The 16,143-nt window shown below is 61.6% G+C and carries 13 protein-coding genes; 10 read left to right on the forward strand and 3 right to left on the reverse strand.

The genetic code is table 11. From position 1 onward, the window contains the following. Positions 1 to 124: 124 nt before the first annotated feature. On the reverse strand, positions 125 to 430 hold the full coding sequence (locus tag ACI2KG_RS22710; RefSeq protein WP_400612657.1) for a hypothetical protein: 306 nt from the start codon (positions 428 to 430) through the stop codon (positions 125 to 127). A gap of 127 nt (positions 431 to 557) precedes the next feature. Between ACI2KG_RS22710 and ACI2KG_RS22715 the strand changes: the two genes are divergently transcribed. Next, positions 558 to 1,028, forward strand: a complete 471-nt coding sequence (locus ACI2KG_RS22715; protein WP_404663370.1) for an Lrp/AsnC family transcriptional regulator — start codon at positions 558 to 560, stop codon at positions 1,026 to 1,028. A 172-nt stretch (positions 1,029 to 1,200) separates the two neighbouring features. Here the strand turns inward: ACI2KG_RS22715 and ACI2KG_RS22720 are convergent, their stop codons facing one another. Next, complete coding sequence (locus ACI2KG_RS22720; protein ID WP_404663371.1) at positions 1,201 to 2,568, reverse strand: CYTH domain-containing protein; 1,368 nt, start codon at positions 2,566 to 2,568, stop codon at positions 1,201 to 1,203. Between the two features lie 238 nt (positions 2,569 to 2,806). On the opposite strand from ACI2KG_RS22720, the gene argE reads away from it, so the two are divergent. Together argE and argA are read left to right on the forward strand one after the other, a co-directional pair. Then, positions 2,807 to 3,949 (forward strand): acetylornithine deacetylase, encoded by a 1,143-nt coding sequence (gene argE, locus ACI2KG_RS22725; RefSeq protein WP_404663372.1) that lies wholly within the window; start codon positions 2,807 to 2,809, stop codon positions 3,947 to 3,949. Positions 3,950 to 4,073: 124 nt separating this feature from the next. After that, entirely contained in the window at positions 4,074 to 5,372 is a 1,299-nt protein-coding gene (gene argA / locus ACI2KG_RS22730; protein ID WP_391130569.1) for an amino-acid N-acetyltransferase, read from the forward strand. A gap of 198 nt (positions 5,373 to 5,570) precedes the next feature. On the opposite strand, the gene ACI2KG_RS22735 is transcribed toward argA, so the two are convergent. Next, entirely contained in the window at positions 5,571 to 6,947 is a 1,377-nt protein-coding gene (locus tag ACI2KG_RS22735; RefSeq protein ID WP_400612647.1) for a glutamine synthetase family protein, read from the reverse strand. Between the two features lie 573 nt (positions 6,948 to 7,520). Here ACI2KG_RS22735 and ACI2KG_RS22740 point away from each other — a divergent pair. The 7 genes from ACI2KG_RS22740 to ACI2KG_RS22770 all read left to right on the forward strand — a co-directional run bounded on the left by ACI2KG_RS22740 (position 7,521) and on the right by ACI2KG_RS22770 (position 15,831). After that, positions 7,521 to 8,879 (forward strand): glutamine synthetase family protein, encoded by a 1,359-nt coding sequence (locus ACI2KG_RS22740; protein WP_201201186.1) that lies wholly within the window; start codon positions 7,521 to 7,523, stop codon positions 8,877 to 8,879. Positions 8,880 to 8,927: 48 nt separating this feature from the next. Then, entirely contained in the window at positions 8,928 to 10,289 is a 1,362-nt protein-coding gene (locus ACI2KG_RS22745; RefSeq protein WP_404663373.1) for an aspartate aminotransferase family protein, read from the forward strand. Between the two features lie 170 nt (positions 10,290 to 10,459). Continuing rightward, on the forward strand, positions 10,460 to 11,557 hold the full coding sequence (locus ACI2KG_RS22750; protein WP_404663374.1) for a polyamine ABC transporter substrate-binding protein: 1,098 nt from the start codon (positions 10,460 to 10,462) through the stop codon (positions 11,555 to 11,557). Positions 11,558 to 11,714: 157 nt separating this feature from the next. Further along, positions 11,715 to 12,809 carry a polyamine ABC transporter substrate-binding protein gene (locus ACI2KG_RS22755; RefSeq protein WP_404663375.1) on the forward strand — a complete coding sequence of 365 codons (1,095 nt, stop codon included), beginning with the start codon at positions 11,715 to 11,717 and terminating at the stop codon, positions 12,807 to 12,809. Between the two features lie 72 nt (positions 12,810 to 12,881). Beyond that, entirely contained in the window at positions 12,882 to 14,024 is a 1,143-nt protein-coding gene (gene potA, locus ACI2KG_RS22760) for a polyamine ABC transporter ATP-binding protein (protein ID WP_400612638.1), read from the forward strand. Then, entirely contained in the window at positions 14,021 to 14,941 is a 921-nt protein-coding gene (locus ACI2KG_RS22765; RefSeq protein WP_201201200.1) for an ABC transporter permease subunit, read from the forward strand. The genes potA and ACI2KG_RS22765 overlap by 4 nt, the downstream gene beginning before the upstream one ends. Beyond that, the gene (locus ACI2KG_RS22770) at positions 14,938 to 15,831 is read left to right on the forward strand and encodes an ABC transporter permease subunit (protein ID WP_400732870.1); all 894 of its coding nucleotides are present in this window, start codon (positions 14,938 to 14,940) and stop codon (positions 15,829 to 15,831) included. The genes ACI2KG_RS22765 and ACI2KG_RS22770 overlap by 4 nt, the downstream gene beginning before the upstream one ends. Positions 15,832 to 16,143 lie beyond the last annotated feature (312 nt).

Below are 16,143 nucleotides of genomic sequence, written 5' to 3' on the forward strand. Positions count from 1 at the left end.
AATTTTGGGCAGGTCACGCAAGGTTTTCTTTTTGGTTGGCATACATGCACCTCTTACTCATGTTATGCCCGAACACAAAATTTCTGACACCCTCTGGCTTGCCGGCGATAGGGCCGGCAAATGCTTACACAACAGCCAACTCCACCCGCTGCATATTGCTCAGGCTCACCTCACCCACACACACCAGGTTACGCAATTTTTGCGCAATCACCTCGGCCCGGTGCCAGCTCAAGCCGCCGATACCCACCTCGATATCCAGCCAGTCATTCTGCTGGCTGACCTGCACGCTGTGCGGGGTCAAAAACTGCAGGGCGAACAGGTTGAGCACCCGGCACAGGCTGTCGGGCTCGGCCTCGGCCTGCAGGCGATAGTGCACGGTGCTGTGGGCGTTGTGGGCGGCCCAGGCGTCGGTACGGGGCTGTGCGTTCATGCTGGTCTCCGCAAAATGTGGGAGAAATTCTTGCACGTCGGGGCGGGTATTTTTTCGCTATGATTTGATCATTTTGCGGTAATGGCAAATTGAACAATTCAAAATCTGCTTCATCGGAGAATTGATAATGCAAAGCGAGCTGGACGCCTACGATCGACGCATACTCGAACTGCTGCAAGACGACGCTTCATTGTCCAGCGCGCAGATCGCCGAGCGTGTCGGGTTGTCGCAATCGCCGTGCTGGCGGCGCATACAGCGCTTGAAGGAAGAGGGGGTGATTCGGGGGCAGGTGACCTTGCTCGACCGCAAGAAGGTCGGCCTGAACACGCAGATTTTCGCCGAGGTGAAACTGAACGCCCATGGGCGCTCCAACTTTACCGAGTTTACCGAGGCGATCCGCGGGTTTCCGGAGGTGCTGGAGTGTTATGTGCTAATGGGGGCGGTGGACTTCCTGCTGCGCATCGTTACCTCGGACATCGAGGCTTATGAGCGGTTCTTTTTCGAAAAGCTGTCGAACGTGCCGGGGATTCAGGAAGTGAACTCGATTGTGGCGCTGTCGGAGATCAAGTCCACTACCAGCCTGCCACTTTCGCGGTAAGGCCGCTCAAGACCCGCTGACGCGGTCCCCTGTAGGAGCGGCCTTGTGTCGCGATGGGGTGCGAAGCGCCCCCAAGATTTGTGCATCAAGCAGATATTGCTGGGGCCGCTTTGCGGCCCTTTCGCGACACAAGGCCGCTCCTACAGGGGATCGCGTCAGCTTTCAGAAAGGCTCACGCCTTGAGTAGGTGCTTCCAGCCGCGGCTCTGATCCACTGCCCGAGCCTGTTCGATCCGCGCTTCCAGCACTTCATCACTGATGGGCAGCTCAGCCAGCTCATGCAGCTTCTTCAGGTCGCCATACAGGCGGTCCATCTGCGGCGCCTCCAGCACTTGGCGGGCATGGTGCAGCCAGGCCAGCAGTTGCTCGATACGCGGCAGCTGTTCGGCCAGGTCTTCCGGGCGCTGGGTGTACAGCGGCAGCTTCAGCGCGCGGCCTTCTTCGCCCAGCAAATGGCCCATCCAGCTGGCCAGCTGCGCCTTGCCCTGGCGCTCGCCGCGGCCTTTGCGTTCTGCGGTCCAGGCGCGGGCATGCAGCCAGCGCGAGGTTTCCAGCGAGAACTGGCCCCAGCGCACGTCTTCCAGCTCTTCGGCGAACTGCTCCGGGGCGGCGCGGCGGATGTCTTCGTCATCGTTGCCGGCTTGCACCAGCGGGCGCCAGTCTTCCAGCAGGGCATCAAGGCTGTTGCGCAGGTCGCGGGTGGTTGCCCGCGGCGCGGCCTGGCCCAGGCTGGCGGTGATGGCACGCAGCTCGCTCAGGCACTCGACCCAGTCCTGCAGCAGGCGCCAGTGGCCGTTGTGGCGGTATTGCTCGGCCAGACGCTGGCTGCTGCCCAGCAGTTGCCAGGCCAGTGCGGCATAGGCATCGTCCACAGCCATCTCGGCGTCCAGCTCGGTGCCTGGCAGGCCCAGCTCGTAGCTGTCCGGCTCCAGCAGGCGGTAGCCACGCTCGGCCTTGCTGATGTCGCAGGGCATCAGCGGCAGGCTGGCGGCCAGCTCTGCGGCCAGCTCCAGCAGTGCCTGCGGCTCACCTTCGCGCAGCTCCAGCTCCAGCTCGCAGATTTCTTCCTTGCGCTTGCCGGCAACCACAAAGCCCTGGTCCAGCGCGGCCTCGATCACGACCTTGCTCTTGCCGCGGCCCCAGGCGATTTCAGCGAATTCACGGGTGAAGTCGGTGGTGAACAGTGGCTTGATGGTCTTTTTGTCCAGCTCGGCCAGTTGCTCGGGCCAGCAGGTGGCGTCGAGCTTTTTCAGGTCGAGCTTGGCCTTGTCCAGGTTCCACTCGTACTCGTTGCGCTCGGACAGGCCCGCCACACTCTGGCCGCGGCACTTGAGGGTCTGGATGACCACATCGCCGTCGCGGCGCAGGCGCAGGGCGACACGCGCGGCGGACAGTTCACGCTCGGGGGTGTCGAAGTACTGGTTGGTCAGTTCGCGGGTCTGCCAGCCGGACTTGTTGCGCTTTTTCAGCAGAGGGTGCTCGCGCAGGGCGGCAAGGGTCTCGCGGCTGGCGCGGAGCTTGAGTTCGGTTTCTTTGTGCATCACAGACTCGAAGGAGGGGGCGTGGTTGGCGGAGAGTCTACAGCAGTCAGTAATGGACTGTTGGATTTGGGGGCGCTTCGCACCCCTTTCGCGACACAAGGCCGCTCCTACAAGGGATCGCGTTCTCATGTAGGAGCGGCCTTGTGTCGCGATTGGGCCGCAAAGCGGCCCTCGGCATCGCTTGCCGCAAGAAGGGACGGCATTGCTATGATGGGCAACGCTTCCGAGGAGTACGCGCATGCCGTTGCCGACGCTGAAAGACCAGTTTGCCGCCTTGATCGCCGCGCCTTCGGTCAGTTGCACCCAGCCTGCGCTGGACCAGTCCAACCGGCAGGTCATCGACCTGCTCGCCGGCTGGCTGGGCGATGTGGGTTTTAAGTGCGATATCCAGCAGGTTACGCCCGGCAAGTTCAACCTGCTGGCCAGCCGTGGCACCGGCCCTGGCGGCCTGGTGCTGGCCGGGCATAGCGACACCGTACCCTACGACGAACAGCTGTGGCACAGCGACCCGCTAAAACTGACCGAGGCCGATGGCCGCTGGGTCGGCCTGGGCAGCTGCGACATGAAAGGCTTCTTCGCCCTGGCCATTGAAGCGGTCATCCCGCTGCTGGAGCATGACTTCAAGCAGCCGCTGCTGATCCTCGCCACCTGTGACGAAGAAAGCTCCATGTCCGGCGCCCGCGCCCTGGCCGAGGCCGGCCAGCCGCTGGGGCGTGCGGCGGTGATCGGCGAGCCGACCGGGCTGCGGCCGATCCGCATGCACAAGGGCATCCTCATGGACCGCATCGACATCCTCGGGCGCAGCGGCCATTCGTCGGACCCAAACCTGGGCCGCAGCGCCATGGAGGCCATGCACGCGGTGATGGGCGAGCTGATGGGCCTGCGCCAGCAATGGCAGCAAACCTACAGCAACCCGCAATTCACCGTGCCGACGCCAACCATGAACTTTGGCTGCATTCACGGTGGCGACAACCCCAACCGTATCTGTGGCCAGTGCGCCCTGGAGTTCGACCTGCGGCCGCTGCCAGGCATGGATGTGGAGCAACTGCGCGCGGCCATTCGCGAAAAGCTGGTGCCGGTGGCCGAGCGCCATGAAGTGCGCATCGACTACGCGCCGCTGTTCCCCGAGGTACCGCCGTTCGAGCAGGCCGCCGACGCCGAGCTGGTGCTGGTGGCAGAACGCCTGACCGGCCATCGCGCCGAAGCGGTGGCGTTCGGCACCGAAGCGCCTTATCTTCAGCAGCTGGGCTGCCAGACCATCGTGCTGGGCCCTGGCGACATCGCCTGCGCCCACCAGCCCGGCGAATACCTTGAAATGTCACGAATCGAGCCTACCGTGCGTCTATTACGTGACCTGATCCGGCACTATTGCCTGCACTAAACGTCAACCCAGTTGATTCGTTCCTGCCTAGAGGAGACCGCGCGTGACCGCAAGCCTGTTCCGACGATGATCCTGAACGCCCCGTGAATCGCCGTTCTCCGTCCACTTATCCACAGGCCCTGTCATGCCCGACTACGTCAACTGGCTGCGTCATGCCTCCCCGTACATCAATGCCCATCGCGACTGCACCTTCGTGGTCATGCTCCCTGGCGATGGCGTAGAACACCCTAATTTCGGCAATATCGTCCACGACCTGGTGCTGTTGCACAGCCTGGGCGTGCGCCTGGTGCTGGTGCATGGCTCGCGCCCGCAAATCGAAAGCCGCCTGGCCGATCGCGGCCTGACCCCGCACTACCACCATGGCCTGCGCATCACCGATGCGGCCACCCTGGACTGCGTGATCGACGCGGTTGGCGCACTGCGCCTGGCCATCGAGGCGCGCCTGTCGATGGACATCGCCGCTTCGCCGATGCAGGGCTCGCGCCTGCGCGTGGCGTCTGGCAACCTGGTCACCGCACGGCCGATCGGCGTGCTGGAAGGGGTGGACTACCACCACACCGGCGAAGTGCGCCGGGTCGACCGCAAGGGCATCAGCCGCCTGCTCGATGAGCGCTCGATCGTGTTGCTGTCGCCGTTGGGCTATTCGCCCACCGGGGAAATCTTCAACCTGGCCTGCGAAGACGTCGCTACCCGCGCCGCCATCGAATTGGGGGCCGACAAGCTGCTGCTGTTCGGCGCCGAGCCGGGCCTGCTGGACGCCGACGGCAAACTGGTGCGCGAACTGCGCCCACAGCAAGTGGCGCCGCACCTGCAGCGCCTGGGCAGCGATTACCAGGGCGAACTGCTGGATGCGGCCGCCGAGGCCTGCAAAGGCGGTGTGGCGCGCAGCCATATCGTCAGTTATGCCGAAGACGGCGCGCTGCTGACCGAGCTGTTCACCCGGGGTGGTGGCGGTACGCTGGTGTCGCAAGAGCAGTTCGAGGTGGTGCGCGAGGCGACCATCGAGGACGTCGGTGGCTTGCTGGAGCTGATCAGCCCGCTGGAAGAGCAGGGCATCCTGGTGCGTCGTTCGCGCGAGGTGCTGGAGCGGGAAATCGAGCAGTTCAGCGTGGTCGAGCGTGAAGGCATGATCATCGCCTGTGCGGCGCTGTACCCGATTGCCGATTCCGAGGCCGGCGAGCTCGCGTGCCTGGCGGTGAACCCGGAGTACCGCCATGGGGGGCGTGGGGACGAGCTGCTGGAGCGCATCGAGAGCCGGGCGCGGCAGATGGGGCTGAATACCTTGTTCGTGCTTACTACGCGAACCGCACACTGGTTCCGTGAGCGTGGTTTTGCGCCGAGTGGTGTTGAGCGGCTGCCGGCGGCGCGGGCTTCGCTGTACAACTACCAGCGTAATTCGAAGATTTTCGAGAAGTCTCTGTAAGGGACCAGCTTGTTGCGCGGTCTCTGTAGGAGCGGCCTAGTGTCGCGATCGGGCCGCAAAGCGGCCCCGGCACCATCAGCTTGATGCACAAATCCTGGGGGCGCTTCGCACCCCATCGCGACACAAGGCCGCTCCTACAGGAGACCGAGTTGCCTGGAAACCAATGAAAAACGCCGCCCTTAGGGGCGGCGTTTTTGTTTACACGGTATGCAGGTACCAGTTGTACTCGAGGTCGGAGATCGAATGCTCGAACTCCTCCAGCTCGCTCTCCTTGCACGCGACAAAGATGTCGATGTACTTCGGATCGATGTACTTGTTCAGGATTTCGCTGTCGTCCAGCTCGCGCAGGGCATCGCGCAGGTTGTTCGGCAGGCTCTGCTCCAGCTGCTCGTACGAGTTGCCTTCGATCGGCGCACCTGGTTCGATCTTGTTGGTCAGGCCATGGTGCACGCCAGCCAGCACGGCAGCCATCATCAGGTACGGGTTGGCGTCGGCACCGGCTACGCGGTGTTCGATGCGCACGGCATCGGCCGAGCCGGTCGGCACGCGCAGGGCCACGGTACGGTTGTCCAGGCCCCAGCTTGGCGCATTCGGTACGTAGAACTGCGCGCCAAAGCGGCGGTACGAGTTGACGTTCGGGCAGAGGAACGCCATGGACGCGGGCAGGGTCTCGAGCACACCGCCGACAGCGTGACGTAGCGCGGCGTTCTGCTCGGGATCCTCGCTGGTGAAGATGTTGTTGCCATCTTTGTCCAGCACGGAAATGTGTACATGCAGGCCGTTGCCTGCCTGGCCCGGGTAGGGCTTGGCCATGAAGGTGGTGTCCATTTCATGGTCGTAGGCGATGTTCTTGATCAACCGCTTGAGCAGTACCGCGTAGTCGCAGGCCTTGAGCGGGTCGGGCACGTGGTGCAGGTTGACTTCGAACTGCGCCGGGGCGCTTTCCTTGACGATGGCATCGGCCGGGATGCCTTGTTCCTTCGCGCCTTCGAGGATGTCCTGCAGGCAGTCGGCATATTCGTCGAGGTCGTCGATCAGGTATACCTGGGTCGACTGCGGGCGCTTGCCCGAAATAGGCGAGCGTGGTGGCTGCGGACGGCCATTCACGTTCTCCTGGTCAATCAGGTAGAACTCAAGCTCGAACGCGGCGCAGATGGTCAGGCCCATATCGGTGAACTTGCTCACCACCTGGCGCAGCACTTCACGCGGGTCGGCGAAGAACGGCTCGCCTTCCAGCTCGTGCATGGTCATCAGCAGCTGGGCGGTAGGGCGTTTTTGCCACGGCTCGTTACAGAGCGTGTCGGGGATTGGATAGCAGATGCGGTCAGCATCGCCGATGTCCAGACCCAGCCCGGTGCTTTCGACGGTAGAACCGTTGATGTCCAGGGCGAAGAGGGAGGCCGGCAGGTTGATGCCTTTCTCGTAAACCTTGTGGAGGCTGGTGCGCTCAATGCGCTTGCCACGCACCACACCATTCATATCTGCAATCAGAAGGTCAACGTAGAGAACCTCAGGATGTTCCTTAAGGAACGCGTTCGCTTCGTTAAGCTGAACGGCACGCGGGGGTACCGACATGATGCAACACCTTTGTTGTTAAAAATATCAATCAAGGGGGGCTTGCAGGACCAGTCAATCGAAAAGCCATACTGATGTCAAGCCAACCCCATGATGCCCTGAAATGGCACATCTACGGCAGATTTGCTGCATATCGGGGCGTGCCATTATCCGCTATTTACCGCGTAAAGGGCTATCTCAAGCTTGCCGTGTTTTATTTTTTACGCGGGTGTTGTGTAAAAAAATGAACAAGGCTAAGCTCGGTCTCAACCCAGAACACAATAATACGAGGGTCACATGGTCCGCTTGCCGCGACCTGAAAGCACTGCCTGCGCAGCGCTATCGGGTACCTCCGTCGTTTTTGCAAGCTTCGTCAATGGCATGGCCGCCCTGGCCGCAATAATTGACGTTTGGCGTTCCCGGACCCGTCCTCGTAGCGGCATGCCGCCCTTGATTTCGTCTTCCTGCCCTACCAACTCATACGGACACGCTTGTTTTCAGTGTATCCAGTGTCCGCCTGCGCGTGGGTTTTTGCTTTAGCAATCTACTCCATCCAGAATCAAGTCGCGGACCACCTTACCTCCTGAGGTATTTATGAGTAACAACCTCGACCAGCTCACCGATTGGTTGAAAGAGCACAAGATCACCGAAGTCGAATGCATGATCAGCGACCTGACCGGCATCACGCGCGGCAAGATTTCGCCCACCAACAAATTCATTGCCGAAAAAGGCATGCGCCTGCCCGAGAGCGTGCTGCTGCAGACCGTGACCGGCGACTACGTCGACGACGACATCTATTACGAACTGCTCGACCCGGCAGACATCGACATGATCTGCCGCCCCGACGAGAACGCCGTGTTCCTGGTGCCGTGGGCCATCGAGCCGACCGCCCAGGTGATTCACGACACCTATGACAAGAAGGGCAACCCGGTCGAACTGTCGCCGCGCAACGTGCTGAAGAAAGTGCTGCAGCTATACGCCGACAAGGGCTGGCAGCCGATCGTCGCGCCCGAGATGGAGTTCTACCTGACCAAGCGCAGCGAAGACCCGGACTTCCCGCTGCAGCCGCCAGTAGGCCGCTCCGGCCGCCCGGAAACCGGCCGCCAGTCGTTCTCGATCGAAGCGGCCAACGAATTCGACCCGCTGTTCGAAGATGTCTATGACTGGTGCGAACTGCAGCAGCTGGACCTCGACACGCTGATCCACGAAGACGGCACGGCGCAGATGGAAATCAACTTCCGTCACGGTGATGCCCTGCACCTGGCCGACCAGATCCTGGTGTTCAAACGCACCATGCGTGAAGCAGCGCTCAAGCACAACGTGGCCGCCACCTTCATGGCCAAGCCGATGACCGGCGAGCCGGGCAGTGCCATGCACCTGCACCAGAGCGTGGTCGACGTGGCCACCGGCAAGAACATCTTCAGCAATGCCGACGGCAGCATGAGCGAGCTGTTCCTGCACCACATCGGTGGCCTGCAGAAGTTCATCCCCGAGGCGCTGCCGCTGTTTGCCCCCAACGTCAACTCGTTCCGCCGCTTCCTGCCGGATACCTCGGCGCCGGTGAACGTGGAGTGGGGCGAAGAAAACCGCACCGTCGGCCTGCGCGTACCCGATGCCGGCCCGCAAAGCCGCCGGGTGGAGAACCGCCTGCCGGGTGCCGACGCCAACCCGTACCTGGCCATTGCCGCCAGCCTGCTGTGTGGCTACATCGGCATGGTAGAAGGCATCGAGGCCAGCGCGCCGGTGCAGGGCCGTGGCTACGAACGGCGCAACCTGCGCCTGCCTCTGACCATCGAGGACGCCCTGGAACGCATGGAAAACAGCCGTGCGCTGGTGCAGTACCTGGGTAAAAAATTCATTACCGGATATGTCGCCACCAAGCGCGCCGAGCACGAAAACTTCAAACGCGTCATCAGTTCCTGGGAGCGTGAGTTCCTGCTGTTCGCTGTCTGATAAACCCTGGTGCCGCAGGAGCGCGGCGGTCGAAAAACGGAGAAGCACATGAGCGTCAACAACCCGCAAACCCGTGAATGGCAAACCCTGAGCGGGGAGCATCACCTCGCACCTTTCAGTGACTACAAGCAACTGAAGGAGAAGGGGCCGCGCATCATCACCAAGGCCCAGGGTGTGCATTTGTGGGATAGCGAGGGGCACAAGATTCTCGATGGCATGGCTGGCCTGTGGTGCGTGGCGGTCGGCTATGGCCGCGAGGAACTGGTGCAGGCGGCCGAGAAGCAGATGCGCGAGCTGCCGTACTACAACCTGTTCTTCCAGACCGCCCACCCACCTGCACTGGAACTGGCCAAGGCGATCACCGACGTGGCGCCGGAAGGCATGACCCATGTGTTCTTCACCGGCTCCGGCTCTGAAGGCAACGACACCGTGCTGCGCATGGTCCGCCACTACTGGGCACTGAAGGGCAAACCACAGAAGCAGACCATCATCGGCCGTATCAACGGCTACCACGGCTCCACCGTCGCCGGCGCCAGCCTGGGCGGCATGAGTGGCATGCACGAGCAGGGCGGCCTGCCGATCCCTGGCATCGTGCATATCCCGCAGCCGTACTGGTTTGGCGAAGGCGGCGACATGACCCCGGATGAATTCGGTGTCTGGGCGGCCGAGCAGTTGGAAAAGAAAATCCTCGAAGTCGGCGAAGACAACGTCGCCGCCTTCATCGCCGAGCCGATCCAGGGCGCCGGCGGCGTGATCATCCCGCCGGAGACCTACTGGCCGAAGGTGAAGGAGATCCTCGCCAAGTACGACATCCTGTTCGTCGCCGACGAGGTGATCTGCGGTTTCGGCCGTACCGGCGAGTGGTTCGGTGCCGACTACTACGGCCTCAAGCCTGACCTGATGACCATCGCCAAGGGCCTGACCTCCGGTTACATCCCCATGGGCGGTGTGATCGTGCGTGACACCGTGGCCAAGGTGATCAGCGAAGGCGGCGACTTCAACCACGGCTTCACCTACTCCGGGCACCCGGTGGCGGCCGCCGTGGGCCTGGAAAACCTGCGCATCCTGCGCGACGAGAAAATTGTCGAGAAGGCGCGCACCGAAGCGGCACCGTATTTGCAAAAGCGTTTGCGTGAGCTGCAGGACCACCCGCTGGTGGGCGAGGTACGCGGCCTGGGCCTGCTCGGCGCGATCGAGCTGGTCAGGGACAAGGCCTCCCGCAGCCGTTACGAAGGCAAAGGCGTGGGCATGATCTGCCGTAACTTCTGCTTTGAAAACGGCCTGATCATGCGCGCGGTGGGTGACACCATGATCATTGCGCCGCCGCTGGTGATCAGCCGTGCAGAGATCGACGAACTGGTGGAAAAGGCACGCAAGTGCCTCGATCTGACCCTGGAAGCGATTCGCTAGGCGTTTGCTAGGCTAGCGGTGTGACATTAAGTGGTTACAAGGCCCTGCTTTCCTTGATACAGGGCCTTGGAACTTGCCAGACTAGCGGCTGTTTCAGTCGCCGCGCGCTCTGCACCGTAGGTCCTGGCTGCTGAACAGATGGCTAAATAAAAAATTCTGGAGCATTACGCATGAATAAAATGGGCAAGACGTTGCTGGCCGCCGCCCTGATGGGCGCCATGGCTACCGCTGTTCAGGCTGAAGACAAAGTGTTGAACGTCTATAACTGGTCGGACTACATCGCTCCGGACACCATCGCCAAGTTCGAGAAGCAGACCGGTATCAAGGTCAAGTACGACGTCTTCGACAGCAACGAAACCCTCGAAGCCAAGCTGCTGGCCGGCAAATCGGGTTACGACATCGTCGTGCCGTCCAACAACTTCCTGGCCAAGCAGATCAAGGCTGGCGTGTACGAAGAACTGGACCGCTCCAAGCTGCCGAACTGGAAAAACCTCGACCCGGACCTGCTCAAAGCCGTTGGCGATGCCAGCGACAAGGACAACAAGCACGCCTTCCCGTACATGTGGGGCTCGATCGGCATCGGCTACAATCCGGAGAAGGTCAAGGCCGCACTGGGCGTGGACCACATTGACTCGTGGGACGCCGTGTTCAAGCCTGAGAACATCGCCAAGCTCAAGAGCTGCGGCGTGAGCTTCCTGGATGCCCCGACCGAAATGCTGCCGGCTGCGCTGCACTACCTGGGCCTGCCAAGCAACAGCACCAAGAAAGAAGACCTGAAGGCCGCCGAGGACCTGTTCCTCAAGATTCGCCCTTCGATCACCTACTTCCACTCGTCCAAGTACATCGGCGACATGGCCAACGGCAACATCTGCGTGGCCGTCGGTTACTCGGGTGACCTGGAGCAGTCCAAGGCCCGTGCCCACGAAGCCGGCGACAAGGTCAAAGTGGACTATGTCATTCCGAAAGAGGGTGCCGGTACCTTCTACGACATGGTCGCCATCCCTAAGGATGCCGAGCATAAAGACGCTGCCTACCAGTTCATGAACTTCCTCATGCAACCGGAAATCATGGCTGAAATCACCAACGCCGTACGCTTCCCGAACGGTAACGAGGCCGCGACCCCGTTGGTCGACAAAGACATCACCAGCGACCCAAGCATCTACCCGCCTGCCGACGTGAAAAAGCAGCTGTACGCGATCGCTGCGCCTGATGCTTCGGTACAGCGTGTGATCACCCGCAGCTGGACCAAGATCAAGTCGGGCAAATAACCCCGATGCGGCACCTCTGGGCCGGGATTTCCGGCCCAGAGCCAGTGAAAGGCAATTGATGATTGCGGCATCGAAGCTGCGAAGGTAAGTTGCGCGCCGGTTTTGCGTGTGCGGCAGCATTGTCGCGACCCAGGCACTGATTGTGAGGACCACCCACTTGTCTATTTCTGTATTCCGCAAGGCCTTGCTGGCTGGCGCGGGCCTGACGCTGGCATGCAGCGTCCAAGCGGCGCCAACGGTGCACTTCTATAACTGGTCCGATTACATCGGCCCGACCACGCTCGCGGACTTCGAGAAAGCCACCGGCATCAAGCCCGTGCAGGACGTGTTCGACTCCAACGAAACCCTGGAAGGCAAGCTGCTGGCCGGCAACACCGGCTATGACGTGGTGGTGCCGTCCAACCATTTCCTCGGCAAGCAGATCAAGGCGGGCGCGTTCCAGAAGCTCGACAAGAAGCTGCTGCCCAACTATTCCAACCTCGACCCGGCGTTGATGAAGCGCCTGGAAAAAAACGACCCCGGTAACCAGTACGCGGTGCCTTACCTGTGGGGCACCAACGGCATCGGTTACAACGTCGACAAGGTGAAAGCCGCGCTGGGCGTGGACACCATCGACTCCTGGGCCGTGCTGTTCGAACCCGAGAACATGAAGAAGCTCTCCACGTGTGGTGTGGCTTTCCTCGACTCGGCGGACGAAATGCTCCCGGCGGTGCTCAACTACATGGGCCTGAACCCCAACAGCACCGACCCCAAGGATTACGCCAAGGCCGAGCAGAAGCTGCTGGCCGTGCGCCCTTACGTGACCTACTTCCATTCGTCCAAGTACATCACCGACCTGGCCAACGGCGACATCTGCGTCGCGGCAGGTTTCTCGGGTGATGTGTTCCAGGCCAAGGCCCGCGCTGAAGAAGCGAAGAAGGGCGTGAACCTGGCCTACGCCATTCCCAAGGAAGGCGGCAACCTCTGGTTCGACGTGCTGGCGATTCCCAAGGACGCCAAGAACGTCAAAGAGGCGCATGCCTTCATCAACTATTTGCTGAAACCTGAGGTTATCGCCCAGGTCAGTGATTACGTCGGTTACGCCAACCCGAACCCCAAGGCTGGCGACCTGATGGACCAGGCCGTGAGGACTGACGCCGCGGTTTACCCACCGCAGGAAGTGCTGGACAAGATGTTCGTGAACTCAGAGTTGCCACCCAAGGTGCAACGGCTGATGACCCGCAGCTGGACCAAGGTCAAGTCGGGCAAGTAAAAAATCCAGACCCGCTGCGGCACCTGCAGACCAGGCCGCGCGGGCACAAAAATCTTGTTGGGAGTTTCACTCATGGCAGTTGCCTCCGGCGCCTATAAAAAAGCCCTCGAGGGTGGCCAGCAACCCAAGCAGGTGCTGGTCAAGATCGACCGGGTCACGAAAAAATTCGACGAAACCATAGCCGTGGACGATGTGTCCCTGGAAATCCGCAAGGGCGAAATTTTCGCCCTGCTGGGTGGTTCCGGCTCCGGCAAGTCCACCTTGCTGCGCATGCTGGCCGGCTTCGAGCGCCCGACCGAAGGGCGGATCTTCCTCGATGGCGTCGACATCACCGACATGCCGCCCTACGAGCGGCCGATCAACATGATGTTCCAGTCCTACGCGCTGTTCCCGCACATGACCGTGGCGCAGAACATCGCCTTCGGCCTGCAGCAGGACAAGATGCCCAAGGCCGAGATCGACGCCCGCGTGGCCGAAATGCTCAAGCTGGTGCACATGACCCAGTACGCCAAGCGCAAGCCGCACCAGCTGTCCGGTGGCCAGCGTCAGCGTGTGGCCCTGGCCCGCTCGTTGGCCAAGCGCCCCAAGCTGCTGCTGCTCGACGAGCCGATGGGCGCGCTGGACAAGAAACTGCGTTCGCAGATGCAGCTGGAGCTGGTCGAGATCATCGAGCGCGTGGGTGTGACCTGCGTGATGGTGACCCACGACCAGGAAGAGGCCATGACCATGGCCCAGCGCATCGCCATCATGCACCTGGGCTGGATCGCCCAGATCGGCTCGCCGGTGGATATCTACGAGACGCCTACCAGCCGGCTGGTGTGCGAGTTCATCGGTAACGTCAATTTGTTCGACGCCGAGGTCATCGATGACGCCGAGGGCCATGCACTGATCGCCTCGCCTGAACTGGAGCGCAAGATCTACGTCGGCCACGGGGTTTCTACCTCGGTCGAGGACAAGCACATCACCTACGCGCTGCGCCCCGAGAAGATGCTGGTGACCACCCAGCAGCCGGACTTCGAGCACAACTGGTCGCGCGGCAAGGTCCACGACATCGCCTACCTGGGCGGCCACTCGGTGTTCTACGTCGAGCTGCCGAGCGGCAAGATCGTACAGTCGTTCGTGGCCAACGCCGAACGCCAGGGCACCCGTCCGACCTGGGGCGATGAAGTGTACGTGTGGTGGGAAGACGACAGCGGCGTGGTACTGCGGTCATGAAACTGCGCAAGCTCAAGCGAGCCTTCCAGCGCCTGACCCCGCAGGGGCGGCACGTGGTGATCGGCGTGCCGTTCATCTGGCTGTTCCTGTTCTTCATGCTGCCGTTCTTCATCGTGCTGAAGATCAGCTTTGCCGAAGCCGACGTGGCGATCCCGCCGTATACCGAGATCTACAGCTACGTCGAAGACAAGATCCAGCTGGTACTCAACCTGGCCAACTATGGCCTGCTGACCGAGGATGAGTTGTACCTCTCGGCCTACCTGGGTTCGTTGAAGATGGCCTTCTTCAGCACCCTGCTGTGCCTGCTGATCGGCTTCCCGATGGCCTACGCCATCGCCAACGCCAAGAAGGAAACCCAGACGGTCCTGTTGCTGTTGATCATGATGCCGACCTGGACCGCGATCCTGATCCGCGTCTATGCCTGGATGGGCATCCTCAGCAATAACGGCCTGCTTAATGGTTTCCTGATGTGGACCGGGCTGATCGACCAGCCGCTGCAGATCCTCAACACTAACCTGGCGGTGTACATCGGCGTGGTCTATTCGTACCTGCCGTTCATGATCCTGCCGCTGTTCGCCAACCTGGTAAAGCACGACCCGGCGTTGCTGGAGGCTGCTTCTGACCTGGGTTCGAGCACCTTCAACAGCTTCTGGAAAATTACCGTGCCGCTGTCGAAGAACGGCATCATCGCCGGTTGCATGCTGGTGTTCATCCCGGTGGTGGGCGAGTTCGTGATTCCGGAACTGCTCGGCGGCCCGGAAACCCTGATGATCGGTAAAGTGCTGTGGCAAGAGTTCTTCAACAACCGTGACTGGCCGGTGGCATCTGCCTTGGCGGTAGTGATGCTGGCGATCCTGATCGTGCCGATCCTGCTGTTCAACCGCAGCCAGGCCAAAGAGATGGAGGGCCGCGCATGAAACGCTTCAGTTTCTCCAAGCTGATGCTGGTGCTCGGCTTGCTGTTCATCTACCTGCCGATGCTGATCCTGGTGATCTACTCGTTCAACGCCTCGAAGCTGGTGACGGTGTGGGGCGGCTGGTCGATCAAATGGTACGTCGGCCTGCTCGACAACACCCAGCTGATGGGTTCGGTGATGCGCTCGCTGGAAATCGCCTGTTACACGGCGGTGGCAGCGGTGGCGCTGGGTACCCTGGCGGCCTTCGTGCTGACCCGGGTCACCCGCTTCAAGGGCCGCACGCTGTTCGGTGGCCTGGTCACCGCGCCGCTGGTAATGCCCGAGGTGATCACCGGTCTGTCGCTGTTGCTGCTGTTCGTGGCCATGGCGCAGATGATCGGCTGGCCGCAGGAGCGCGGCATCGTCACCATCTGGATCGCCCACACCACCTTCTGCGCTGCGTATGTGGCGGTGGTGGTGTCGGCCCGCCTGCGTGAACTGGACCTGTCGATCGAGGAAGCGGCGATGGACCTGGGTGCCAAGCCGTGGAAGGTGTTCTTCCTGATCACCATCCCGATGATCGCGCCATCGCTGGCGGCGGGCGGCATGATGTCGTTCGCCCTGTCGCTGGATGACCTGGTACTGGCCAGCTTCGTGTCCGGCCCAGGCTCGACCACCTTGCCGATGGAAGTGTTCTCGGCGGTGCGGTTGGGTGTGAAACCAGAGATCAACGCCGTGGCCAGTTTGATCCTGCTGTCGGTGTCGCTGGTGACCTTCTTCGTCTGGTTCTTCAGCCGCCGTGCCGAAGAGCTTCGCCGCAAGGCGATTCAGCAGGCGATCGAAGAGGGGGCTGCGGCGAATGCTTCGCAGCCACAGGTCAAGCGCCCGGCGCAGGTGGCTGCGTCGGCCTGATCTTATTGGCACCTTGCGGGGCCTTTGGTCCTGTGGGGTGCCTGGTCATCAAGGCCCAATGGGCTTGTCTTGCGATTGTGTGTGGGCTGATATGTGCTTGCCACAACATCTTTAGCGCCTGTGAGATCGAGCGCCGCGCGGGCGGCGCTCGATCTCACAGACGCCAAAAATACTTCGACGAACATCTGCAGGCGCTGCAAATGTGCTGCCGAACACTTGGCAGCCATGACGCGATCACGTTTTTTGTAGGAGCGGCCTTGTGTCGCGAAAGGGCCGCGAAGCGGCCCCAGGGTTTCAGCGCAGATGCACAAA

The sequence above is a fragment of the Pseudomonas sp. NPDC089407 genome (assembly GCF_044900445.1).
GTDB lineage: Bacteria > Pseudomonadota > Gammaproteobacteria > Pseudomonadales > Pseudomonadaceae > Aquipseudomonas.

Coding starts and splice junctions, on each gene's coding strand:
- ACI2KG_RS22710 (WP_400612657.1), bottom strand. CDS start 430: ATGAACGCACAGCCCCGTACCGACGCCTGGGCCGCCCACAACGCCCAC.
- ACI2KG_RS22715 (WP_404663370.1), top strand. CDS start 558: ATGCAAAGCGAGCTGGACGCCTACGATCGACGCATACTCGAACTGCTG.
- ACI2KG_RS22720 (WP_404663371.1), bottom strand. CDS start 2,568: ATGCACAAAGAAACCGAACTCAAGCTCCGCGCCAGCCGCGAGACCCTT.
- argE (WP_404663372.1), top strand. CDS start 2,807: ATGCCGTTGCCGACGCTGAAAGACCAGTTTGCCGCCTTGATCGCCGCG.
- argA (WP_391130569.1), top strand. CDS start 4,074: ATGCCCGACTACGTCAACTGGCTGCGTCATGCCTCCCCGTACATCAAT.
- ACI2KG_RS22735 (WP_400612647.1), bottom strand. CDS start 6,947: ATGTCGGTACCCCCGCGTGCCGTTCAGCTTAACGAAGCGAACGCGTTC.
- ACI2KG_RS22740 (WP_201201186.1), top strand. CDS start 7,521: ATGAGTAACAACCTCGACCAGCTCACCGATTGGTTGAAAGAGCACAAG.
- ACI2KG_RS22745 (WP_404663373.1), top strand. CDS start 8,928: ATGAGCGTCAACAACCCGCAAACCCGTGAATGGCAAACCCTGAGCGGG.
- ACI2KG_RS22750 (WP_404663374.1), top strand. CDS start 10,460: ATGAATAAAATGGGCAAGACGTTGCTGGCCGCCGCCCTGATGGGCGCC.
- potA (WP_400612638.1), top strand. CDS start 12,882: ATGGCAGTTGCCTCCGGCGCCTATAAAAAAGCCCTCGAGGGTGGCCAG.
- ACI2KG_RS22765 (WP_201201200.1), top strand. CDS start 14,021: ATGAAACTGCGCAAGCTCAAGCGAGCCTTCCAGCGCCTGACCCCGCAG.
- ACI2KG_RS22770 (WP_400732870.1), top strand. CDS start 14,938: ATGAAACGCTTCAGTTTCTCCAAGCTGATGCTGGTGCTCGGCTTGCTG.